21 protein-coding genes are annotated in these 23,140 nt (G+C 75.0%); 13 read left to right on the top strand and 8 right to left on the bottom strand.

Translation table 11 applies throughout. The annotated features are described in order from the left end of the window. Nucleotides 1-350 precede the first annotated feature (350 nt). The 13 genes from HCN08_RS33720 (at nt 351) to HCN08_RS33665 (ending at nt 14,906) form a co-directional block, all read left to right on the top strand. A complete protein-coding gene (locus HCN08_RS33720) occupies nt 351-1,616 on the top strand; it encodes an NtaA/DmoA family FMN-dependent monooxygenase (protein WP_322974844.1) in 1,266 nt (421 codons plus the stop codon). A 45-nt stretch (nt 1,617-1,661) separates the two neighbouring features. Further along, nucleotides 1,662-2,792 (top strand): LLM class flavin-dependent oxidoreductase, encoded by a 1,131-nt coding sequence (locus tag HCN08_RS33715; RefSeq protein WP_167987147.1) that lies wholly within the window; start codon nt 1,662-1,664, stop codon nt 2,790-2,792. Beyond that, complete coding sequence (locus HCN08_RS33710; protein WP_167987146.1) at nt 2,789-3,481, top strand: GNAT family N-acetyltransferase; 693 nt, start codon at nt 2,789-2,791, stop codon at nt 3,479-3,481. Before HCN08_RS33715 ends, HCN08_RS33710 begins: the two co-directional genes overlap by 4 nt. Nucleotides 3,482-3,635: 154 nt before the next feature. Then, entirely contained in the window at nt 3,636-3,752 is a 117-nt protein-coding gene (locus tag HCN08_RS36810) for a putative leader peptide (RefSeq protein WP_322974843.1), read from the top strand. A gap of 292 nt (nt 3,753-4,044) precedes the next feature. After that, the gene (locus HCN08_RS33705) at nt 4,045-5,280 is read left to right on the top strand and encodes an ABC transporter substrate-binding protein (RefSeq protein ID WP_167987145.1); all 1,236 of its coding nucleotides are present in this window, start codon (nt 4,045-4,047) and stop codon (nt 5,278-5,280) included. 8 nt (nt 5,281-5,288) lie between these two features. Beyond that, nucleotides 5,289-6,452, top strand: coding sequence for an ABC transporter permease (locus tag HCN08_RS36335; protein ID WP_167987144.1), 1,164 nt, complete (start codon nt 5,289-5,291; stop codon nt 6,450-6,452). Next, nucleotides 6,446-7,264, top strand: a complete 819-nt coding sequence (locus tag HCN08_RS33695; protein WP_167987143.1) for an ABC transporter ATP-binding protein — start codon at nt 6,446-6,448, stop codon at nt 7,262-7,264. The genes HCN08_RS36335 and HCN08_RS33695 overlap by 7 nt, the downstream gene beginning before the upstream one ends. 61 nt (nt 7,265-7,325) lie before the next feature. Next, entirely contained in the window at nt 7,326-8,084 is a 759-nt protein-coding gene (locus HCN08_RS36330; protein WP_167987142.1) for a YcnI family copper-binding membrane protein, read from the top strand. Next, on the top strand, nt 8,081-10,486 hold the full coding sequence (locus HCN08_RS33685) for a copper resistance CopC/CopD family protein (RefSeq protein ID WP_167987141.1): 2,406 nt from the start codon (nt 8,081-8,083) through the stop codon (nt 10,484-10,486). Before HCN08_RS36330 ends, HCN08_RS33685 begins: the two co-directional genes overlap by 4 nt. 58 nt (nt 10,487-10,544) lie before the next feature. Beyond that, nucleotides 10,545-11,975 (top strand): PLP-dependent cysteine synthase family protein, encoded by a 1,431-nt coding sequence (locus tag HCN08_RS33680; protein ID WP_167987140.1) that lies wholly within the window; start codon nt 10,545-10,547, stop codon nt 11,973-11,975. A gap of 95 nt (nt 11,976-12,070) precedes the next feature. Further along, nucleotides 12,071-13,408 carry a hypothetical protein gene (locus HCN08_RS33675; RefSeq protein WP_167987139.1) on the top strand — a complete coding sequence of 446 codons (1,338 nt, stop codon included), beginning with the start codon at nt 12,071-12,073 and terminating at the stop codon, nt 13,406-13,408. A gap of 334 nt (nt 13,409-13,742) precedes the next feature. Further along, on the top strand, nt 13,743-14,000 hold the full coding sequence (locus tag HCN08_RS33670) for a WhiB family transcriptional regulator (protein WP_167987138.1): 258 nt from the start codon (nt 13,743-13,745) through the stop codon (nt 13,998-14,000). A 525-nt stretch (nt 14,001-14,525) separates the two neighbouring features. Beyond that, nucleotides 14,526-14,906: a DUF805 domain-containing protein gene (locus tag HCN08_RS33665; protein ID WP_167987137.1), complete on the top strand. Its 381-nt coding sequence runs from the start codon at nt 14,526-14,528 to the stop codon at nt 14,904-14,906. A 27-nt stretch (nt 14,907-14,933) separates the two neighbouring features. Here HCN08_RS33665 and HCN08_RS33660 read toward each other — a convergent pair whose 3' ends face one another. From HCN08_RS33660 to HCN08_RS33625, 8 genes are all read right to left on the bottom strand, one after another. Then, nucleotides 14,934-16,433 (bottom strand): hydrogenase large subunit, encoded by a 1,500-nt coding sequence (locus tag HCN08_RS33660; protein WP_167987136.1) that lies wholly within the window; start codon nt 16,431-16,433, stop codon nt 14,934-14,936. A 2-nt stretch (nt 16,434-16,435) separates the two neighbouring features. Continuing rightward, the gene (locus tag HCN08_RS33655; protein WP_167987135.1) at nt 16,436-17,947 is read right to left on the bottom strand and encodes a proton-conducting transporter transmembrane domain-containing protein; all 1,512 of its coding nucleotides are present in this window, start codon (nt 17,945-17,947) and stop codon (nt 16,436-16,438) included. Continuing rightward, nucleotides 17,944-18,639: a hypothetical protein gene (locus HCN08_RS33650; protein WP_167987134.1), complete on the bottom strand. Its 696-nt coding sequence runs from the start codon at nt 18,637-18,639 to the stop codon at nt 17,944-17,946. The genes HCN08_RS33655 and HCN08_RS33650 overlap by 4 nt, the downstream gene beginning before the upstream one ends. Continuing rightward, a complete protein-coding gene (locus tag HCN08_RS33645; protein ID WP_167987133.1) occupies nt 18,636-19,598 on the bottom strand; it encodes a respiratory chain complex I subunit 1 family protein in 963 nt (320 codons plus the stop codon). Before HCN08_RS33645 ends, HCN08_RS33650 begins: the two co-directional genes overlap by 4 nt. Beyond that, a complete protein-coding gene (locus tag HCN08_RS33640) occupies nt 19,595-21,745 on the bottom strand; it encodes a proton-conducting transporter transmembrane domain-containing protein (RefSeq protein WP_167987132.1) in 2,151 nt (716 codons plus the stop codon). The genes HCN08_RS33645 and HCN08_RS33640 overlap by 4 nt, the downstream gene beginning before the upstream one ends. Next, a complete protein-coding gene (locus tag HCN08_RS33635; protein ID WP_167987131.1) occupies nt 21,742-22,227 on the bottom strand; it encodes an NADH-quinone oxidoreductase subunit B family protein in 486 nt (161 codons plus the stop codon). Before HCN08_RS33635 ends, HCN08_RS33640 begins: the two co-directional genes overlap by 4 nt. 29 nt (nt 22,228-22,256) lie before the next feature. Then, the gene (locus HCN08_RS33630; protein ID WP_167987130.1) at nt 22,257-22,619 is read right to left on the bottom strand and encodes an ArsR/SmtB family transcription factor; all 363 of its coding nucleotides are present in this window, start codon (nt 22,617-22,619) and stop codon (nt 22,257-22,259) included. 179 nt (nt 22,620-22,798) lie between these two features. Continuing rightward, nucleotides 22,799-22,969, bottom strand: coding sequence for a DUF6126 family protein (locus HCN08_RS33625; RefSeq protein WP_167987129.1), 171 nt, complete (start codon nt 22,967-22,969; stop codon nt 22,799-22,801). Nucleotides 22,970-23,140: the final 171 nt, after the last annotated feature.

The following is a 23,140-nucleotide window of genomic DNA, read 5'->3' as shown; positions in this document are numbered from 1 at the left end:
CCCCCCCCCCCCCCCCCCCCCCCCCGCCCCCCCCCCCCGCCCCCCCCCCCCCCCCCCCCCCCCCCCGCCCCCGCCCCCCCCCCCGCCCCCCCCCCCCCGCCCCCGCCCCCCCCCCCCCCCCCCCCCCCCCCCCCCCCCCCCCCCGGCCCCGCCCCCCCCCCCCCGGGGCCGCCCCCCCCCCCCCCCCCCCCCCCCCCCGCCGTGCGCCCGCCCCCCCCCCCCCGCCGTAACCCCCGACGACGCACCCCCCGGCCCATCCCGGCCACTCGACGCCACCCGCGCGCGCCCCGCGCCGCCGGTGGAGAAGGGACGACCCCGTGAGCGCGAAGCCCCCCAGGACGCTGAAAACCGTGACCGGAGCAGGCGGCGTCAGCGAGACGTACGACCTGGCCGTCGACCCCGAACGCTCCACCCTCGACACCGCGTTGCAGGTCGCCGCGCTCGCCGAGGCCGCCCGTATCGACGCCCTCTTCACCGCCGACCTGCTGAGCTTCGGCGCACAGGGCGCCATCGGCTCGCAGGAACCCCTCGTCTTCGTCTCCGCGCTCGCCGCCGTGACCAAGCGCATCGGCCTGATCGCGACCGTCTCCAGCACCTTCCACCACCCGTACAACCTGGCGCGGCTGTTCGGCACCCTCGACCACATCAGCAACGGCCGAGCCGCGTGGAATCTGGTGACGTCCTCGCTCGGCGAGGAGAACTTCGGGCCCGGCGGGCTGCCCAGCCCCGAGGAGCGGTACGCGCGGGCCGCCGAGACGCTGGAGGTCGTGAACGCCCTGTGGGACAGCTGGCAGCCCGGCGCCCTGACCCGCGGGCCGGACGGCCGGGCGGTGCTGGACGCCGCCAAGGTGCGGCCCATCGACCACACCGGCCGCTACTTCTCGGTGGCGGGCCCGCTCAACATCCCGCCGCTGCCGCAGCGCCGCCCGGTGCAGTTCCAGGCCGGCCAGTCCGACGCGGGCCGCACCCTGGGCGCGCGGTACGCCGAGGTCGTCTTCACCTCGCTGCCGACGCTGGACGTCGCGCTCGACTTCACCCGCAAAATCCGCGGCCAGGCCGAGGAGTTCGGCCGCCCCGCCGGGCTGCCGCTCATCTTCAGCTCCTTCCACGCCACTTACGGCGCCACGGAGGAGGAGGCCCGCCGGCTGGTGCGCGAGCGGCACGAGGCGATCGACTTCGAGCGCGGCCGGGCACAGGTCGCCGACATGCTCGGCGGCGGCGTGGACCTCTCCGAACCGCCCCTCGACGCACCCCTGCCCGAGAGCCTGCTGCCGGACGTCACGACGGTGAACCGGCGGCGCGGCCGGGTGGACATCTTCACCGGCTACGCCCGGCAGGGCTACACCCTGCGGGAGTTGATCATCGCCGCGCAGGACACCGGCCACTGGGCCGTCGCCGGCACGCCCGAACAGCTCGCCGACGCCGTCGAGGAGCGCTTCCGCGCCGGAGTCCTCGACGTCCTCATGCTCGGCGGCCTCGCCGACCCGCGCCAGCACGACTTCGCCGTCAACGGCCTCCTGCACGAGCTGCGCAAGCGCAGGATCGTCGGCCAGGACTACGCCGGCCCGACGCTGCGCCAGAACCTCGGCCTCGAACTGCCCCCGGACGCCGGCTGATCCCGGCCCCCACCCCTTCCCGCACCGCCGACGAAAGGCCCCGCCATGCCCGTTGAATTCCTCGGTATCGCCGCCACCAACGACGGCTCCGAGACCACCGCCCGCAGCGGCCCGTCCTTCGACAAGGACTACACGCTGCGGCTCGCCCGCGCCCACGAGGACCACGGCTGGGACCGCGTGCTGTTCGCCTACAGCTCCGCCTCGCCCGAGCCCGGCACCGCCGCCGCGTACATCGCCGCCCGCACCGAGCGGCTGCAGATCCTGCTCGCGCACCGCCCCAACGTCTCCTACCCGACCTTCGCCGCCCGGGAGTTCGCGACCCTCGACGCGATCAGCGACGGGCGGCTCGCGGTGCACTTCATCACCGGCGGCAGCGACCACGAGCAGCAGCGCGAGGGCGACACCCTCACCAAGGACGAGCGCTACGCCCGCACCCGCGAGTACATCGAGATCGTCAAGCGGGTGTGGACCGAGCACGAGCCGTTCGACCACGAGGGCGCGCACTACCGCTTCCGCGACTACGTCTCCGACGTCTTCCCGATCCGGCAGCCGCACCCGGACGTCTCCTTCGGCGGCTCCTCGCCCGCCGCCTACGCCGCCGGCGGCGCGGTCGCCGACATCTACGCGCTGTGGGGCGAGCCGCTGGCCGAGACCGCGCAGCAGATCGCCGCCGTCAAGGCCGCGGCCCTCGCCGCCGGCCGCGCCACCCCGCCGCGCATCCAGGTCGCCTTCCGGCCGATCATCGCCGCCACCGAGGAACTGGCCTGGGAGAAGGCGCATCGCACGGTCGCGGCGATCGAGCAGCGCCGGGCGGCGGGCAGTTGGCGGCGGCGCGGCGGCGACACCCCGCAGAACACCGGCTCGCAGCGGCTGATCGGCATCGCCGAGCAGGGCGAGCGCTACGACCGCGCGCTGTGGACCCGCACCGCCGCGGCCACCGGCGGCGCCGGCAACTCCAACGCCCTGGTCGGCACCCCGGAGACCGTCGCCCGGGCGCTGCTGGACTACGTCGACCTCGGCGTCGACATCATCTCGGCCCGCGGCTACGACCTGCTGGGCGACGCCGTCGACTTCGGGCGGCACGTCATCCCGCTGGTACGCGCCGAGGTCGCCCGGCGGGACGCCGAAGCGGCCCGGACCGCGCGGCCGGCCGCGGTGGCGGAGGCCGCGCGATGACGGCGACGACGTCCGAGCCGCCGGGTGCCGCGTACGGCGGGGAGCACGGCCCCGGGCCCGACGGGCGGCGCTGGGAGGTGCGGGCGGTCACGCTCACCGACCCGCTGGCCCAGCCGCTGCTGCGCGAGCTGGAGTACGAGTACAGCACCCGCTACCCGTCGCCCGAAGGCACCAGCCGGGAGATGGCCCGCTACCCGCCCGAGGAGTTCGAGCCGCGCTGCGGCGGCCTGCTGCTCCTGCTGCTGCGCGACGGCGCACCGGTCTCCGGCGGCGCCTTCCGCCGCTACGACCCGCGCACCGCGGAGCTCAAGCGCATCTGGACGCACAGCGGGCACCGCCGCCAGGGCCTGGCCCGGCGGGTCGTGGCCGAACTGGAGCGGGCCGCCGCCGCGGCCGGCTACGAGCGGGTCTACCTGACGACCGGGCCGCGCCAGCCGGAGGCCAAGGGGCTCTACCTGGTGACGGGTTACACCCCGCTGTTCGACGTCACCGCCGACCCGGAGTCGCTCGGCACCCCGCTGCCCTTTGCCAAGCGCCTGGTGGGGGCGGAGCCGATCGCGCCAGGCGAGTTCCCGCCGCCGCCCCGCCGCGCCCGGTTCGGCCCGGCGCCGGCGCCCGTACCGGCGGGCTCCGCGGAAGCCGCCACCGGCTCCGTAAACCCCTCGGCGCCCGCCGAAAGGCAGCGTTGACACAGCCGTCATGAACCTGCAAAATCCACCGTCTTGCCCGGTCTGCCGGGCGAGAGCTACTTTTCTGCCACAGGCGATGAGTTCCGGCCTGGGGCGATACGAACGTGCGGTGCACGCCGCCGAGTTGGGGGGCCGGGGGATGGGTGAGCGGCGTATGTCGCGGCCTTCGCACGTCGGCACCCCGCGGGCCTTCCGCAGCTGCCGCCGCCGGCACATCGACCTGGAGCGGGTCGCCGGCGCGCTCTGTCCGGAGCGCCCCACCGCCCGCTGACCCGGCGCCCCCGGCCGGCCGACGACCGGGCACGCCCGGCAGCGCGCGCCCGAACCGGCTTGCCTCGTACGGCCGTTGACGTACGGCGTCCGTGGCCGCGTACGGCCCTTCCCCGGCGTGCGGCAGACCGCACGCCGGCCCCCTCCTCCCGCCTGCCCCCACCGGCCTTCCCCCGTCCGGGCGTTCCCTCCGGCTGCCCGCCCGCGGCCGTGGCCGCCGCACGGCGTGACCGGCGCACCGCCGCGCCGTCCGCCGGGCCGGCCCCACCCCTCGACAACAGGATGTGCGAACCATGAGCGACGACAATTCCCCGTCCCCGGACGCCCGCGGCCCGGAACCCGAAGGCGACCGCCCCGAAGTCGCGGGCGAGCAGCCGCAGTCCGGCACTGATGGCCCCGAACCCGGCGCCGGGCAGCACGAGTCAGCCGGCCCCGCGCTCGTCGAGGCGAACGTCGACCTCGACGACGCCTCGGGCCTCTCGCGCCGCCGCCTGCTCTCCCTCGGCGGCGTCGGCGTGGGCGTCGCCGCGGCGGCGGGGCTGGGCAGTTGGGCCTTCCTGCGGCGCGGCAGGGCCGACGACACCAAGGCCGACGGGCTCACCGTCACCAAGTCCTGGGAGGGCAGGCAGATCCGGGTGACCGCCCCCAGCGGCGTGTGCGACGCGCCGCTGATCGTCGCCTACGAGAACGGCTTCTTCAAGGACGCCGGCCTCGATGTCGTGCTGAAGAAGACCGGTACGGACGAGGACGTCGCCGCGGCCGTCGGCTCGGGCAAGTACACCGCGAGCAACGGCATCTTCTTCAACTTCCTCGGCCCCATCTACAACGGCGCCCCGGTCAAGCTCTCCGGCGGACTGCACCACGGCTGCCTCGACCTCTACGTCCGCAACGACGACTCCGTGCCCACCGTCGCCGCACTCAAGGGCCGCAGGATCGGCGTCAGCAACCTCCAGGGCTCGGCCACCAACTTCTTCTCCCTCGACCTCCTCGACGCCGGCATCAACTCCAGCCCGGCCGCCAAGCAGGTCGAGTGGGTCGTCATCGAGCAGGACCTGCTGCCCAAGGCCCTCAAGGACAAGAAGGTCGACGCGATCGCCACGGCCGGCGGCTTCCTGCCGATCATCCAGGGCGTCAAGGACGGCTGGGCAAGGGAGTTGTCCGACAACCGCGACCTGAGCCGTAACGCGTCCTACCCGTGCTGCGCGGTCGCGCTCAACCAGACCTTCGTCAGCCAGGACCCGGTCACCGCCGGCAAGCTCGTCAACGCCTGGGCGCGCGGGTCGCGTTGGGCCGGGGCCAATCTCGACAAGACCGCCGAGATCGAATCCGCCGGCAAGTACGTGCCCGACAAGCCGGAGAACATCCTGCCGGTGCTGCGCACCCTCACCTTCGACCCGTCGCCGAAGAACCTGCGCGAGGCGCTGGAGCCCGGCATCGCGAAGTTCGTCCACACCGGCTTCCTGCCCTCCGGCACCGACGCCGCCACGCTCGCCGACAAGGTGTTCGTGAACCTCGGCCTCGACTTCTGAGGACGGCCATGGCTTCCACCCCGCTCACCGCCGCGTCGCCGGACACCCCGCCGGCGCGGCCGGCGGCGCCACCGCCCGCCGAACCGACCGAACAGACCGAACACGCCGAACCGACCGTGCAGGCCGAGCAGACCGTGCAGGGCGCCGCGCGCATCCACGCGGCCCTGCAGAAGGTCACCCACCCGGTCCGTATCAACCCCATCCTCACCGGCGCCGGCATCCTCGCGTGGATCGCCTTCAGCGTGCTCACCGAGACCGTCTCCGACAGCCCCAGGCTGCCCGCCCCCGACATCGCCTCCATCCACCGCACCACCGGCTTCACCGCGATCACCGGCCTGGTCGTGGCGGCGCTCGCGGCCGGGCTGTGGGCGCTGTCGGCGACCCGCGGCCGGCTCGGCGCCCGCGCCGCCGGCCGGGTCGCGCACGGCTCGGCGTGGCTGTTCGGGGCGGCGGTCTGGGCGGTCTTCTGGGAGATCTCCACCGCCAAGACCGACGTCCTGGAGACGCCCTACTTCGCCGCCCCGCAGGAAATCCTCGACCACTTGTGGAGCGACCGCCGCATCCTCGCCGAAAGCCTCGGCAATTCCCTCCAGTTGCTCGCGCTCGGCTTCGTCCTCGGCCTGATCGCCGGGCTCGCGACCGGTGTGGTGATCGGCTGGTGGCAGCAGGCCAACTACTGGGTCCACCCGATCCTGATGTTCCTCGGGCCGGTGCCGACGCTGGCATGGGTGCCGGTGATCTTCGCGCTGTTCCCGACCGCCTACAGCGGTGCGATCTTCCTCATCGCGGTCAGCGTGTGGTTCCCGATCACCGTGCTGACCCGGGCCGGCATCGTGAGCGTGCCGCGCTCGTACTACGACGTCACGCAGACCCTCGGCGCCAGGAGCTGGTTCCTGGTGCTGCGGGTGAGCCTGCCCGCGGCGCTGCCGAGCATCTTCACCGGTGCCTTCATGGCCCTCGGCTCGTCCTTCGTCAGCCTCACCGTGGCGGAGAACTTCGGCGTCAACTCCGGGCTCGGCTGGTACCTCAACTGGCAGAAGGGCTGGGGCGACTTCCCCGCGCTGTACGCGGGCATCGTCGTCCTCGTCGGCGTCTGCGGTGTGCTGCTGACCCTGCTGTTCCGGCTGCGCGGCTGGGTGCTGCGCTGGGAGAAGGAGCTGACACGATGGTGACGGCAGCGGAGGGCGCGGGCGCGAAGGGCGCGGGCGCCGCGGTCGAGATCCGCAACGTCACGCAGGCGTTCCGGGCCGGCGACAGCGATCTGCCGGTCCTCGACGACATCTCGCTGTCCGTGCGGCCCGGCGAGTTCGTCGCGCTGGTCGGGCCCAGCGGCTCGGGCAAGTCCACGCTCGTCCGGCTGCTCGCGGGCCTGGACCGGCCGCTGTTCGGCACGGTGGAGGTCGACGGCGTACGGGTCACGTCGCCGGACCCGAGCCGCGCGCTGGTCTTCCAGGACCCGACGCTGCTGCCCTGGCGCACCGTCCGCGGCAACGTCGCCATCGGGCCGCAGACGCGGCGGGCGCTGGCCCGCTCCAGGGCCCGTATCGACGACGCGCTCGCGCTGGTCGGGCTCACCGACTTCGCCGACGCGTGGCCCGCGCAGCTCTCCGGCGGCATGGCCCAACGCGCCGCGCTCGCCCGGGCGTTGGTCAACGACCCGGCGGTGCTGCTGCTCGACGAACCGCTCGGCAAGCTCGACGCGCTGACCCGGCGCGTATTGCAGGGCGAGCTGCTGCGGCTGTGGCAGGAGCGCGGCTTCACCGCGGTGCTCATCACGCACGACGTGAGCGAGGCGCTGGTGCTCGCCGACCGGCTGGTCGTGCTCTCGCCGCGCCCGGCCCGTATCCGCGAGGTCGTCGAGGTCGGCCTGGACCGGCCGCGCGAGCAGTCCGCGCCGGAGTTCGTCGCGCTGCGGGCCCGCATCCTCGCGCTGCTGGACGAGGAGGCCACGACGCAGCCGGACGAGCTCGAAGCGGCCCACTGACCCGACACGCTCTCACCCAACTCGCCCTTCACCGAATGGAACAGGGACGGAAGCAGGCACGATGAAGTACGCGAAGAGTCTCGCCGTCACGGCCGGGTCCGCCGTCCTGGTGCTGGGGGCGGCCTGGCCGGCCGCCGCGCACGTCACCGTGACGGCGTCCAATGCGACGGGCGGCGGCAGTGCGGTGCTGACGTTCAAGGTGCCCGTCGAGTCGGCGACGGCCCACACGGTGGGGCTGACCGTCCACCTGCCGACGGCCACGCCGCTCACCTCGGTGCTCAGCGAGCCCGTGCCCGGCTGGCGCGTCGAGCTCACCCGTACCAGGCTCGCGACGCCGGCCGAGGACGACGACGGCAACGCCATCACCTCGGCGGTCACCGCCGTGACGTGGACGGCCACGGCGGGCGGGCTCGCGCCCGGGCAGTTCGGCCGGTTCTCGCTCTCGGTGAGCCCGCTGCCCGCGAGCGGCACGCTCTACCTGCCGGCCGAGCAGCGGTATTCGGACGGTACGCAGGTCGGGTGGGTGCAGCAGGCGCAGGGCGGGGCGAAGCCGGAGCATCCGGCGCCGAGCGTGGTGATCACGCCGGCGGCTGCGCAGGCTTCCGGCGACCCGGGCGGCTCGTCCGGCGACGGCTCAGGCGACGGCTCCGGGGACGGCTGGGGCGTCGGGCTCGGCGCGGCCGGCATCGTGCTGGCGCTCGGCGCGGGCGCGCTGGCCGGCGCCGCCTGGACCCGGACCCGGCCCGGCCGCCCGGCCGCCGCCCCGTCGGCCGCCGCGACGGCGAGCAGCCGCCCGGACCCGGAACGTACCCCTTCGTGACCCGGCCCTGGGGGCGGCGCTGCGCGCTCACCCTCCTGCTGCTGCTCGGCGCGCTGACCGTGCTGCTCCGCACGGCCCCGCCGGCGGTCGCGCACGCCTACACGATCGCGACCTCCCCCTCCGACGGGACCGAGGTCGCCGCGCTCCCGGCGCAGGTGCGGGTCACCTTCGACGAGCCGGTCACGCTGCCCGCCGCCAAGGGCGCGGCGAGCGTCCTCGACGAGGGCGGGCGGGAGGTGGGCAGCGGCTCCGTACGCCTGGTCGACGGCCGGCGGACCCTCGTCATCGGCATCCGCCCGGGCCTGCCCAAGGGCTCCTACCTCGCGAGCTGGTCGGTGGTCTCCAGCGACACCCACCCGGTGGGCGGCTCCCTCCAGTTCGGCTACGGCGTCCCCGCGAACCCGGTCGGTACGGCCCCGTCCCCGCGGCCCAGCGCCGCCCTGGAACTCGCCGCCGGGGTCGTCAAGGGCCTGCTCTACCTCGGTCTCGTCGCCGCCTTCGGCACCCTCCCGGCCGGCCTCGTCCTCGGCGCCGACCGCGACGAGCGCCGCGCCCTGGTCCGTACGGCACGCGCCGGCGTCGTGCTCGCGCTGCTCGCGTCGGCCGCGCAAGTGGCCGTGCAGTACCTGTGGGACGCCTCCGCCGTGCCCGGCGGCCCGACCTGGGCGGGCCTGCGCGCCTTCGCCGGCTCCGACTACGGCCAGGCGGTGTACGTCCGCGCCGGCCTGCTCGCGGCGGCCCTCGCCGTCCTCCCGCGGCTGCGGGGGGCCGCGGGCGGATGGTGGGCGGCGGGGGCGGTCCTCGCGCTCGCCGCGCTGGGCAGCGTCGTCCGCAACGGCCACGGCGGGACGGGCTCGTGGTGGCACTTCGCGACCACCCTCGTCCACGTGACCTGCGTCGTGGCCTGGATCGGCGGCCTCGCCGTCCTCGGCTGGCTCGTCCTGCGCCGCCCCCCGACCCCCCACCGCCTCACCCGCCTCCCCCTGTGGTCCCGCTACGCCGCCACCAGCGTCGCCACCCTCGCCACCACCGGCCTCATCCAGGCCGTCCGCCAAGTCCGTTACCTCCCCGCCCTCACGACCACGACCTACGGCTACGTCCTCCTCCTCAAACTCACCCTCGTCACCTCGGCCCTCCTCCTCGCTTTCCGCGGCAACCGCTGGGTCGTGACCCGGACAACCCGGAGAATTGCGCACCCCCCGCAGGCGAACGCCGACCACGGCCCGGGCACGCCCGGCGTCGACGCGGGCGCCGCACCAGGCCCGCGTACGGCCACGGCGCCCGGCGTCGAGGCGGACGCCGTGAGTGGCCCGGGCCCGAGCACGGCGACCGGCGTGGACGCGCGCGCCGCGCAGGACTCCGGCACGGCCTGGGCGTCCGGCGTGGACGCGCGCGCCGCGCAGGACTCCGGCACGGCCCGGGCGACCGGCGTGGACGCGGGCGCCGGGCACGACCCGAGCGTGGGCCCGCATGCGGCGGAGGCGCATGGCCTGCGTGCGGTCCCTGTGTCCGGCGCGGACGCCGCGCATGGCCTGCGTGCGGTCCCTGTGTCCGGCGCGGACGCCGCGCATGGCCTGCGTACGGTCCCTGCGTCCGGCCCGGACGCCGCGCAGGCCCTGCGTACGGCCACCGCGTCCAGCTCGGGCACGGGCGCCGGGCACGGCCTGCGTGCGGTCCCTGTGTCCGGCGCGGACGCCGCGCACGGCCTGCGTACGGTCCCTGCGTCCGGCCCGGACGCCGCGCATGCCCTGCGTACGGCCACCGCGTCCAGCTCGGGCACGGGCGCCGGGCACGGCCCGGGCATGGCGACGGCACCCGGCCCCGACACCGCCACCGCGCATGGCTCGCGCACCGCCACCGCACCCGGCCCGCGTGCCGGGCGCAGCCCCGGCCCCGGCCCCGGCCCCCGCGGCGGCGGCAACCACCCCACCCCCCGCGAAACCGCCAGGTTGCGCGGGTGGGTGCGGGTCGAGGCGGGGGTCGGGGCGGTGATCGTCGTCGTGTCCGGCGTGCTGTCCTCCGTCGCACCCGCCGCGGAGGCGTACGCGCCGGCCCGTACGCTGCACGCCGTGATCGGCCCCTACACCGTGACGTTCGAGGTCGCGCCGGCGCGGCGCGGGCCGCAGAGCTTCCGGGTCACCGCAGTCGGGGCCGCCGAGAGCACCGCGCTGCCGCGGTCCGTGCAGCTCGACCTCGGGCAGGACGCCGGCGCCGTGAAAGACCTGCGCGTCCGCTTCCCGTACCGGCTGCCCGGGGCCATCCGCCCGGGAAAAGCCACCGCGTTCACCTTCGTCAGCTCCTCGGTCGACGTCCCCGCCAAGGGAGGATGGACCGCGACCCTCACGCTCGTCGCCGGGCCGGCCGAGCAGTACACCGGCGCACTGCGCTACCGGGTCCTGTGAACCGCCGCCGCGACCACCCCCGTACGGCCCGCCGGGCCCGACCACCCGAGGAGATGCCATGGCCAGATACGAGTCCGTGCTGGACGCCATCGGCGGCACACCGCTGATCCGCCTCACCCGCGCCGCCGCGGGCCTGCGCCCGCGCGTCTACGTCAAGCCCGAGTGGCAGAACCCGGGCGGCAGCGTGAAGGACCGGGCCGCGCTGGCCATGCTGCGCCGCGCCGAGGCCGACGGCACCCTCCGCCCGGGCGGCACCGTCGTCGAGGTGACCAGCGGCAACACCGGCATCGGCCTCGCGCTCGCCGCCGCCCACCTCGGCTACTGCACGGTCGTCTTCACCGGCTCTGCGACCTCGAAGGAGAAGCGGGACCAACTCGCCGCGTACGGCGCCGAGGTGCGGCTCGTCGACGCCTTCGTGCCGCGCGACCACCCCGACAGCATGCGCTCCCAGGGCGTGAAGTTCGCCGCCGAGACACCCGGCGCGTGGTTCGTCGACCAGTACGACAACCCGGCCAACCCGGCCGCCCACTACGCCACCACCGGCCCGGAGATCTGGGCCGACACCGAGGGGGCGGTCACGCACTTCGTCGCCACCGTCGGCACCGGCGGCACGATCTCCGGCACCGGCCGCCACCTGAAGGACATCAGCGCCGGCCGCGTACAAGTGATCGGCGCGGACCCCCTCACCTCGAAGTACGCCGGCGGCGACGGCAGCCAGAAGTACATCGAGGGCGCCGGCCACTACCTCCACCCCGAGGCCGCCGCCGACGTGTGGCCGCTGTCGCTCGACACCGGCGTCATCGACGAGTACGTCGCCGTCGAGGACCAGGACGCGATCGACGCCGTACGGCTGCTGGCCCGTACCGAGGGCATCCTCGCGGGCGGCTCCGCCGGCGTCGCGCTGGCCGCGGCACTGCGCGTCGCCGCGGACCTCACCGCCGACGACACCGTGGTGGTGCTGCTGCCGGACTCCGGCCGCGCGTACCTGTCGACGTACTTCAACGACGCCTGGCTCACCGCCAACGGCTTCCGCGGCCCCGCCCCGGCCGAGGGCCCGACCGTCGGCGACCACAGCCGCGCCGCTCCGCTGGTGGAGCAGCACGAGCAGCCCGCCGACGCCGTACGGCGGCTCGCCGAGCAGGGCGCCTCGGACGACGACGTCGTGCTCGCCGCCTACCGCCGCGACGGCCGGCTGCTCGCCCCGCATCCCTCGGACCTGCTGGGCTGGACGACCCCCGCCGGGCTGCGCGGCGCGGCGAGCGTGGCCGAGGCCGCCCGGCCGTTCGGGCCGCGGCTCGGCGTCGGGCTCGCGGTGGCGGACCCGGCCGTGACCGGCTGGGACCGGGCCGAGGGCGAGGTCGCGCCGGTCCTGGACCGCGGGCGGGTGACCGGCACGGTGCGCTGGGCGGCACTCCACCCGGAGCCGCAACTCCCGGAGCAGCTCACGACGCCGCTCACCGAGCCGGCCGCCGCGGGCCCGGGCCGCTAGGGCCTGCTTCAAAAGTCCCGTCTGCCCGGAGGGGCCTGGGACCGCCGGACACCTCCGCGCCACCCCCCGAACCCACGCCAAGGGAGCCCCACTTCATGTCCGCCAGCCCCGAGTCCACCGCGGTCCGTCTCACCGAGCGGGAACGCGCCGCGATCCGCAGCCTGTTCGACTTCCCCCTGCTCGCCGCGGTCAACGGCCGCCGCTCGCGCCGCTTCCCGGTCGGCGGCAGCATCCCGGCGGGGGAGCTGGCCTTCACCAGCAGCCGGCCCGTGCAGCCGCTCAGCGAGGTCGAGCGGGCTCTCGTACTGGCCGTCGTCACCGGCGTGACCGGCTGGAACTTCGGGATCTCCCACCACCCCGGCTACGCGCCGGCCCTCCCCAACTACCCCGGCTCCGCGGCCGGTCGCACCTTCCCGTCGGCCGCCGGCTTCCACACCACCGACTTCTTCTTCACCGACGAGTCCGGTACGTACTTCCTCTCCAGCCGCGACGCGGCACCCGCCGGCGAGGTCCCGGCCGCCGGCTCCGAGGACGGCGACCCCGGCAGCCTCGGCGACCTCGACGTCGAGGCGTGGCTGAACGCCACCACCGCCCGCTACCGCAAGCTCTCACCCGAGCGGCTGTGGCTGCCGCGCGAGGAGCCGTATCTGGAGGGCCACAACACCTGGATCGCCAACCACCCCGGCTCGCTGCTGGTCATCCCGGTCGCCGACCTCGCCCAACACCTCATCGCCAACCTGGCGTTCTTCCTGCAGAACGGCTACGGCGTCCACGACGACATCAACGACCGCCCGATCCCCGGCGCCGACGACCCGTCGCTGCGGCACGCCGGTGAGCCCTTCCCGCTCTCCTTCGTCGAGCAGTACACCCTCGCCGAGGCCAGCGCGGAGCTCATCACCGGTGTCTACAACGGCCACTTGCTGCTCGGCGCCCTGGGCCTGGGCGGCTGGACCTTCGACGGCATCGACCGCCTCTCGGTCCTCGGCGCGTCCGGCAACCCCGACGTCCCCGGCCTCGGCTTCCACGTCGAGTACGACGACCGCTGGCCGCTGCCCAACCCGACGGGCCTCCCGGGCGTCTTCGAGACCCTGGCCCGCCCGCACGTCCGCGACGCCGCCGAGGCCGTGGAGCGCTTCGCCGAGCGCAAGTTCGGCCCCGGCGGCCCGCTGAACCCCGCCACCCCCGGCCCCTGGCGGGACACCGCCCGCGTACGCGCCTCCGCGGCCCCCTACGACAAGCGCTTCGTGCGCCTGCTGACCGCCCAAGTCCGCTACATCGACGAGACGTTCGGCAAGCTCCCCGGCACCGTCCCGACTGTCCACATCCTCAACTACCTCCAGGCCCACCACCTCGACCCGGACTTCTACGACCACCACTTCACCCCCGCCGCCTACCTCCCCACCCACCGCGACCACCAGCCCACCTGGCACTGACGCCGCCCGCCGACCGGCGCATGCCCCACCTCGCAAGCGAGCGGTCGGACGGCGGGGCTTGAGCGTCGTCAGCCGCGCCGGAGCAGCATGACGATGACGATGATGACGAGGATCAAGACGATGGTCCCGACGCCGATATACATGTACTTCACCACTTCCTGCGGTTCGAGGTAATCGCTCTGGTCCCACGTCTCTGCCCCCGAACCGCATTCGTACGCCGGGACGATTCGGCGGCGCCTCACCGGTAAGGCGGACCGAAGGGCACTCCCGCACCAACGCCCGCACGAACGCCGTACGAACGCCGCACGAGCAACCGTCATGCGATGGAGGAGCGATGATCCCGGCCTGGCAACACGACGCCGCCTGCCGCGACGAGGACCCCGAGCTGTTCTTCCCGGTCGGCAACTCCGGCCCCGCCCTGCTGAAGATCGAGGAGGCCAAGACCGTCTGCCGCCGGTGCCCCGTCATCGAGCAGTGCCGCCGGTGGGCGCTGGACACCGCCCAGGACTCCGGCGTCTGGGGCGGCCTGAGCGAGGACGAGCGCCGCGCGATCCGCCGCCGCGCCCAGCGCTCCCGCCCCCGGCGCGGCTGAAAACCGCTGGCCCCGCCCCGGGCCGCGCCATTACAGTGCTGCCACCTGTCCCCACCCGCGAAGGACCCGCCGTTGTACACCGTGTGAGCCCCCCGAGCGCTGAACCCGTCGCGCGCCGCCCCCTGGGGCGCCGCGCTGCTTCCCGCTGCGGTCCTCTCACGGAAAACCGGTGTCCCCCGTGCTCCCCACCTCCTGCGTGCCCCTTCCTCCGCCCCCGCCCCCGGTGCGCCTGACCTTCGCGCGCCTCCCGGGCGCAGCCGTCCGCCGCCCCCTCCCCACGGCCCGTGCGGCGGACCGCCCGGACTGGCAGTCCCCCTACGGCCCGCCCCCGCCCCGCACCGCCCGCCGCCGCCGCGTTCCGAGGACCGCGCGCCCCACCCCCCGCCCCACCTTTCACATCCTTCTGCGGGGCCATCCGGTTTCTTGACTCGCGCATGCCCACACCCATATCGTCTGCTGGCCCAGCCGGAATTCGGCCGGGGATGGTCATCCGACCGCGAGTTCGGTCCTTGGGGGGACACAGCAATGCACTGGTATATCGACGTGCTCAAGAAGTATGCCGTTTTCAGCGGGAGAGCCCGCCGCGAGGAGTACTGGATGTACACCTTGTTCAACGTCATCGCAGCCGTCGTCCTGGCAATCATCGGCGGCGTGGCCGGCACCATGATCCCGTATTTCCTCTACCTCGCCGCGATCATCGTGCCCAGCCTCGCCGTGAGCGTGCGGCGCCTGCACGACACCGGCCGGTCCGGCTCGTTCGTGCTGTTCGGCCTCATCCCGCTGGTCGGCGGCATCATCCTGCTGGTGTTCTTCTGCACCGAGGGCGACCGCAGCCAGAACATGTACGGCCCGGACCCGAAGTTCGCCGAGAACCCCGGCTACTTCCCGCCGCCCGTGCATTACTGAGCTGAGAGCCCGCCAAATCCCGGGCTTTCAGAGGTCGTTGCCGGCGTAGGAGAGATTGAAGCTCTTGTTCGCCAAGGGGAAGTCCGGCACGATCGTCGCCTTCAAGGCGACCGGCAGGGCGGGCCAGTTGAAGAAGGACGGGTCCACCGGTTTGACCCGGGCCAGGGTGCCGTCGGGGGAGAATTCCAGGCGGGTGGCGATCGCCCCGCGCCAGCCCTCGACGACACCCACCCCGGAGCCGGAACCCCCGGCGAGGGGCACGGCGTACGTGCCGGGCGCGCCCAACGAGGCCGCCAGGCGGTCGATCAGGCCGAGGGAGACCTCGATCTCCTCGGCGCGCACCAGGAAACGGGCCAGGACGTCGCCCGCGGTGTGCACGGGGACGGCCGGCGGCGCGGACCCTTCGGCGAGGAAGGGGTGCGCGATCCGGGCGTCGGCGGTCAGCCCGCTCGCGCGGGCCACGTAACCGAGGCAGCCCAGGTCGCGCGCGGCCTGCTCCGGCAGCCGGGCGGTGCCGGTGAAGCGGTCGCGCACCGTGGTGTGGCCGAGGGCGAGTTGGGCGATCTCCCGGATGTCCGCCCGCAGCGCGGCGGTCCGCGCCGGGTCCGGCAGGGCACGCAGGGCCGCGCCGCCGGGCAGCACACCGCCGCGCAACAGCCGGTGCCCGGTGGTGAGTTGGTTCAGCCGCAGCAACTCCTCGCGTACCCGCTGGGCGTGGGCGTTGAGGATCGCGTGCCCCACGTCGTTGCACAGCGCGCCGAGGTCGGCGACATGGTTGTGCACCCGCTCCAACTCCAGCAGCAGCGCCCGCGCTTGCCGCGCGGCCTCGGGCACGTCGGTGCCGGTCGCCTCCTCCACGGCCAGGCAGTACGCCAGCGCGTGGCCCACCGCCGTGTCTCCGCTGATCCGCTCGGCGAGCCGCAGCCCACCGGCGACGTCCCGGCCCTGGAAGAGTTTTTCCACACCCTTGTGGACGAACCACAGCCGCGCCTTGAGCTTGATGATCGTCTCCCCGACGACGGAGAAGCGGAAGTGCCCGGGCTCGATGAGCCCGGCGTGCACCGGCCCGACCGGGATCTCGTACACCCCGTCGCCCTCGACCCGCAGGAAGGGGTACGGCCCCTCGGGCTCGCCGAACGGCGGGGGAGGCCCGGCGTCCGGCCGCAGCGGATACCAGCCGCGCGGCCAGTGGAAGTGCCGTACGAGCCGGCGCGGCAGCGGGTGGTCCGGCACCTCCACCCCGTGCAGGTCGTGCATCTCGCGCTCGAACCGCCCGGCGGGGAAGGACAGTTCGGCCAGCGACGGCAGCCGCGGCCGGTCGGCGTCGAGGCGTACGTGCAGCTCGGTGCGCAGGTCGGGCGGCCCGGCGAGGAAGAGGTACACCACCCGCACCGCCCGGCCGCCCACCGCGCCCTCGCCGTCATGATGCGCGGCCACCAGCCCCAGCCGCGCCCCACCGTCCAGCAACGCCTCTACGGCACCCGGCAGTTCGCCGACACCGACCTCGTGCACGGTACGAGCGGCCATCCTCAGCGCCCCCCGACAGTCGTCGCCGCGGCGGTGAGCAGGTGCGACAGCGGACCCAGCGCCGTACCGAGGGCGGCGCACGCCAGCAGCCCCGCCACCAGCGGCACCGCGGACGTCACCCCGAGGGCCTGCGGCGGCCCGGCCGCCGCGACCGGCGGCCCCAGCACCATCCGCCCGGTGCGGTAGCCCAGCGCGGCGAACGCGAAGAGCACCAGCGCCAGCGCGAGCGACACCGCCCACCCCAGCCCCCCGGTGAACCCGCCCCGCACGATGCCGACTTCGGACGCGAACAGCGAGAACGGCGGCAGTCCCAGCAGCGCCACCACCGCGAGCCCGAAGACCGCCCCGAGCGCCGGCGACTGCGCGAGCAGCCCCCGCACCCGCCCCACCCGCGTGGTCTCGCGCAGCCGCAGGATGTGCCCTGCGGAGCAGAAGGCGACGGTCTTCGCCAGGCCGTGCCCGGCGACATGCAGCAGCGCCGCGGGCATCGCCACCGGCCCGCCGATGGCCGCGCCCAGCGCGATCACGCTCATGTGCTCCATGCTCGAATACGCCAGCATCCGCTTGTAGTCGCGCTGCGCGAGCAGCAGCACCGCCGACAGCGCCAGCGTCACCAGCGCGACCGTGGCCAGCAGCCCCCGCGTGTAGCCGGCGCCGAGCGCGGTGTCGGCGACCGCCTTGTAGCGCAGCAGCGCCGTGAAGGACACCGCCAGCAGCACCCCCGACATCAGAGCCGACACCGGCGCCGGCGCCTGGCTGTGCGCGTCCGGCAGCCACGCGTGCAGCGGGACGAGCCCGGCCTTCGCGCCGAAGCCCAGCACGACCAGCGCCGTGCCGAGCCGGGTCACCGCCGGGTCGAGCCGCCCGGCGTGCGCGGCGAGTGTCGGCCAGTCCAGCGCCGACGCCTCGGAGATGCCCGCCTGCCGGGCCGCGTAATAGATCAGCACCGTGCCGAGGAAGGCCAGCGCGATGCCCGCCGAGCAGATCACCACGTACTTCCAGGCCGCCTCGACCGACGCCCGGGTGGTGCGGTGGCCGACGAGGAAGGCCGTCACGATCGTCGTCGCCTCGATGGCGACCCACACCACGCCGAGGTTCGCCGCCAGCAGCGCCACGCACATCGCGGCGAGGAAGGCGTGCACGAGCGTGTAGTAGCGGTGCGTGCCCGCGGCGTCCGTGTGCCCGGCGGCCCGCTCCCCGGCGAGGTAGCCGGGGCTCGCGGCGAGCGCGAGCAGCGCGACGGCCCCGGTCACCAGCAGCATCCACACGCTGAGCCCGTCCGCGCGCAGCAGCCGCCCGTACGCGGTCACCGGCCCGTGCCCGGGCACGTACGAGGCCAGCGCCGCGGCGCACCCCACGATCGCGGCGGGCCCGAGCAGCCCGGCCCACTGCGCGGGGCCCGGCACCCGGGCGCCCCGGGCCGCGCGCCGCCATGCGACGGCGTGCAGCGCCGCCGCGGCCAGCGGTACGGCCGGCGGCGCGGTCAGCAGCAGGGCGGAGGCGGCAGGGTTCATCGGTCGCTCAGCTCCCGCAGGTCGTCGAGGTCCGTGCCGCCGAAGGCGGCCCGCATCCGCGCGGTCAGCACGTACAGCACCAGCACGGCGAGCAGCACGTCGAAGGACACCCCGAGCTCCACGATCGGCGGCACCCCGGAGGCGGCGAGGAAGGCGGTCGCGGTGATGCCGTTGTCCAGCACGAGGAAGCCGACGACCTGCGCGAGCGCCCGCCGCCTGGCGACCAGGGCGAAGAAGCCGATCAGCACGACGGAGAGCCCCACCGGCAGCGCCCTGGTGGCCGGCGTCGGGTCCAGCGCGACCAGCGGCCGGGCGACGGCGTAGGCGAGCAGCACCAGCAGCGCCGCGACCACCAGCGACGCAGCGACGTTCACCACCGGCCGCGTCTCGCGCCCCTCGCTGACGTCCTCCCGGTACGGGCCGCCGCCCACCGCCCCCACATCGAGTGCCCGCCGCAGCAGGTACGGCAGCACACCGGCCCGCAGCACCCCGACCCCGGCGGCGACCACCAGCAGCCCCCAGCGCCGCTCGTGCCCGCCGAGGACCGCGGCGATCGCGGCGAGCGCCGCACCCTGCACGGCCAGCACCCGCACCACCACGGCCAGTTCGCGCCGCCACAGCACGACGACCGCGCACAGCAGGAACACCCCGCAGGCCAGATCGAGGAGTTGGGCGTAGACACCGTGGCTCACCGGCCCGCCTCCCCGGTCAGGAAGTACGAGCCGACGACCGCCAGCAGCGCCAGCACGAAGGAGCCGGCGAGCAGTTCGGGCACCTTGAACAGCCGCACCTTCGCCCGGAAGACCTCCGCCGCGGCCAACGCCGTGCCCAGCACCGCCACCTTGGCCACCAGCAGCGCCAACGCCAGCGCCAGCAGCGCCGGCGAGCCGCCCGTCGCGACACCCCACGGCGCCGCCAGCGTCGCGACCAGCCCCAGCAGCACGGCCAGCCGCATCTGCGACCCGAGTTCGACCAGCGCCAGATCCGGCCCGGCGTATTCCAGGACCATCGCCTCGTGGACCATGGTCAGTTCGAGATGCGTGGCCGGGTTGTCCACCGGGATCCGCCCGGTCTCGGCCAGCACCGCCACCACCAGCGCCGCGACCGCGAGCAGTTCGGCGGGGGAGGCGGTACGGGCCGGGTGGTCGATCGTGCCGGCCACGATCGCCGGCAGGTTGGTGGAGCCGGCCGGGATCGACACCGCGAACACCGCGAGCAGGATGGTCGGTTCGACCAGCGCCGCGATCGTCATCTCCCGCGACGCGCCCATGCCGCCGAAGGCCGTCCCGGTGTCCAGCCCCGCGAGCGCGAGCGCCACCGTGCCGAGCGCGAGCAGCGCGACGACCAGGATCAGGTCGGCGCTGCCGCTGACCGGCGTACGCGTCGCGGCGAGCGGCACCAGCGCGGCGACCACCGCCGTCCCGGCGACCAGCAGCAGCGGCGCCAACCGGAAGGCCGGCCCCGTCCCGGTCGGCGAGACCGGCTCCTTGCGCAGCAGCTTGCGCGCGTCCCGCCACGGCTGCACGACCCCGGCGCCGGCCCGTCCTTCGAGCCGCGCCCGCACCTGCCGCATCCACCCGGTGAGCAGCGGCGCACCGCCCGCCACGACGGCGACCTGCGCGGCGACAGCGACGTAACCCGTGGCGCTCACCAGCCCACCACCAGCGCGGCGAGCACCGCGACAAGCCCGAACAGGCCGTAGCCCAGGTAGAGATGGACGCTCCCGCCGCCGAGCCCGCGGGCCCGGTCGGCGAGCCCGGACACCGCGGCCAGCAGCGGCCGGTAGAGCCGGTGCTCGATCCGGTCGGGCACGAGCCGCTGGAAGCGGACCCGCTCCACCAGATACGCGGACTCCCGCACCGGGGTGACGTCCACGTCCTGCTCGGGGGCGAGGACGTCGTCGAAGACCCGCTGCAACGGCTCGGCGAAGGACGTCGCCGTATACGCCATGCGCGCGGTCGGCGCCCCGCCTCCGCAGTCCCACAGCCGGGCGTCCCGGCGCCTGGCCCGGCGGCGGGCCGGCAGCCGCGCCAGGCCCGCGACCGCGGCCGTGCCCGCGACCAGCGCGAGCGCCACCCACAGCGGATGCAGCGCGGCCGAGGTGTGCGCCAGGTGCACGCCCAACTCCCCGTCGGCCAGCGGCTTTTCGGTCCCGACGCCGGCCGCCCGCACGGCCCGCGTCAGCGCCGGCCCGAGCGCCCCCGGAACCAGCGCCAGGGCCGCGCAGCACGCCGCGAGCAGCGCCATCCCGGCGAGCATCGCCGGCGGGCTCTCCACCGCCCTGCCCGCCCCGGCACTGCGCGGCCGGGCGAAGAAGCCCACGCCCAGCGCCTTGACGAACACCGCGGCGGCCAGCCCCGCCGACAGGGCGATCACCGCGACGGCCACCGGCAGCACGACGGCCGCCGCCGCGCCCGGCACCGCGAGGCCGTGCACGAGTGCCTGGAGCAGCAGCCACTCGCTGACGAAGCCGTTGCCCGGCGGCAGCGCCACCGCGCCCAGCGCGCCGAGCGCGAACAGCCCCGCAGTGACCGGCATCCGGGCCCGCAGCCCGCCCAGCCGGTCCAGGTCACGCAGCCCCGTCGCGCGCAGCACCGAGCCGGCCGCGCAGAACAACAGCGCCTTGAAAGCAGCGTGGTTGACGACGTGCAGCAGCGCCGCCGCGAGCGCGAGCGCGGCCAGCGGCCGGTCGCCCGCCGCCCGGAACAGCCCCGCCGCACCGGTGCCGAGCACGACCAGGCCCAGGTTCTCCGACGTCGAGTACGCCAGCAGCCGCTTGAGGTCCGAGGCCATCGCCGCCTGGAGTATCCCGTACACCGCCGAGAGCGCGCCCGCGCCCATGAGCAGCAGCCACCACCACGCCGGGCCGCCGCCGAGCAGGTCGAAACCGACCCGCAGCAGCCCGTAGACGCCGAGGTTCACCATCGCCGCGCTCATCAACGCCGAGACGTGGCTGGGCGCTTCGGGATGCGCCCGCGGCAACCACGCGTGCAGCGGCGCGAGGCCCGCCTTGGAGGTGAAGGCGAGCGCGGTCATGACGAAGACCGTCCCCCGCACCCCCGCCGGCATCCCGCCCGCCCCCGCCCGCAGCGCCGCGAACGACTCCCCGCCGGCCCGCGCGGCGAACAGCGCGAGCCCGACGAGCAGCAGCACCAGCCCCAGATGCGTCATGACCGCGTACCACAGCCCCGCACTGCGTACGGTGGGCCGCTCGCGGTGCTCGGCCAGCACGAGCAGCAGCGACGCGAGCGCCATCAGCTCCCACAGCAGCAGAAAGGTCGACACGGACCCGGCGGCCGGCACGAGCACCATGGCCCCCGCGAACACCGGCCCCACCGCCTGCGCCCCCCGCGACCGCACGCCATGGTCACCGCCGCCCGCCGCGAGGGCGTCCCGCGGCTCATGAGCGTCCGACCCGGCGTGTCTGCCGCCCGCCGACCCGGCAGCGTCCTCGTCCCCCGGGCCACGCCCACCGTGCATGCCGCCGCCGGGCGAGGCGTACCCCACCCCGTACACCGCCACGGCCACCGTGACCGCGCCGGTCACCGCCATGAACAGCCCCGACAGCGGATCCACCGCCAGCCGTACGCCCGCCAGCGGCAGCAGCCCCGGCAGCCACACCCCGTACCGCGCCCCGCCCAGCGCCGCCGCACCCGCCACCACTCCGGCAGCCCCGAGCCCGGCCGTGCACAGCCCCGCGGCGAGCGGCCGGACGCGAGCGGGAGCCAGCCCCCCGGCCAGCGCACCCGCGACGGCCAGCCCGCCGACCGCCGCGAGCGCGGGTCCTACCGCGTTCACCGGCCGGTCAGCGTACGCAGCGCCGTCACGATCGCCGCCGGCTCCGGCGGGCAGCCCGGCACGCTGACGTCCACGGAGACCATGTCCACGACCGACCCCTCGACGCCGTAGCCCCCGGCGAACTCCCCGCAGTCCAGGGCGCAGTCGCCCACGGCGACCACGATGGCCGGCTGCGGCATCGCCGCGACCGTACGCCGCAGCGGCTCCGCCATGTTCCGCGTCACCGGTCCCGTGACGAGGGCGACGTCCGCGTGCCGGGGCGAGGCCACCAGCCGTACGCCGTACCGCTCGGCGTCGTAGACCGGCCCGAACGCGTTGCCGATCTCGATCTCGCACCCGTTGCACGAGCCCGCGTCGACGCACCGCACCTGCACCGATCCGCCCAGCTCCCGCGCGGCGGGCAGCGGATCCGCCTCAGGCCGCGGCGGCGCGGCCTCGGCCACCCGCCCCGTCCCGCGGATCTTGCGCAACAGGCCGCCCATCCCCACTCCTCACGCTCACTCCCGGCGCCTCACGTCGGCGCCGGACCCGCCGTACCACCGCCGGCCGCATCCGCCCGCAGATCGGCGAGCAACTCGGCCTGGCCGGCCAGCACCCCGGACAGGATCGTGCGCGCCACCCGCAGCAGCTCGGCCACATGCGGGCTGGTCAGCGAGTAGTAGACGTTCGAGCCCTCCTTGCGCGTGACGACGAGGTTCGCCCGCCGCAGCACCGCGAGCTGCTGCGACAGATGCGACGGCTCGATGCCGACCTCGCCCAGCATCTCCGCGACGGAGTGCTCCCGCTCACTCAGCAGCTCCAGCACCCGGATACGCACCGGGTGCCCGAGCGTCTTGAAGAACTCGGCCTTGAGCTGGTACAGAGGCGCGCTCATCGCACCGCCCTCCCACCGGCCCGGGCCACCGCCGGCCTCACGCACACAGATCCAGTCACCATGACGACATCCTCGCGCCCCATGGCCGCCCTGATGACATCACGAATTGCCATTTCCTGCAATTCATGACGCCAGCAATCCCCTGACCCCACCGTCCGTGCGTAGTCGGTCGCGCTTGGCTACTTGTGGGAGTGGGCGCCCAGGTAGAAGAGGAGCCAGAGGAAGCCGGCGAAGAAGTGGCCGGCGATGACGTAGACGAAGACGCGCAGGGCGACGCCGCGGGCCTTGTATTTTTCGGTGCCGGCGCCGGGGTCCCGAGGGAGGGGGGCGGGCGAGGGTGCATCGGGCATGGCGGGCTTCCGGTCGGGGGCGCGACCAATACATCATGTGAGCAATTGAAAAAAGTCGCAACCGCCCCCGTACCGAGCCCACCCCCACCCCCACCGCCGGCCACCCGCCCGACAAGGCCGCCAGAAACCGGACCCCCACCGGCGGCCAGAGGCCCGACGACATCGGCAGGG

The sequence above is a fragment of the Actinacidiphila epipremni genome (assembly GCF_012034175.1).
GTDB lineage: Bacteria > Actinomycetota > Actinomycetes > Streptomycetales > Streptomycetaceae > Actinacidiphila > Actinacidiphila epipremni.
Note: the sequence above shows the minus strand (reverse complement) of the source record. Positions and strands in the feature narration are given on the sequence as shown.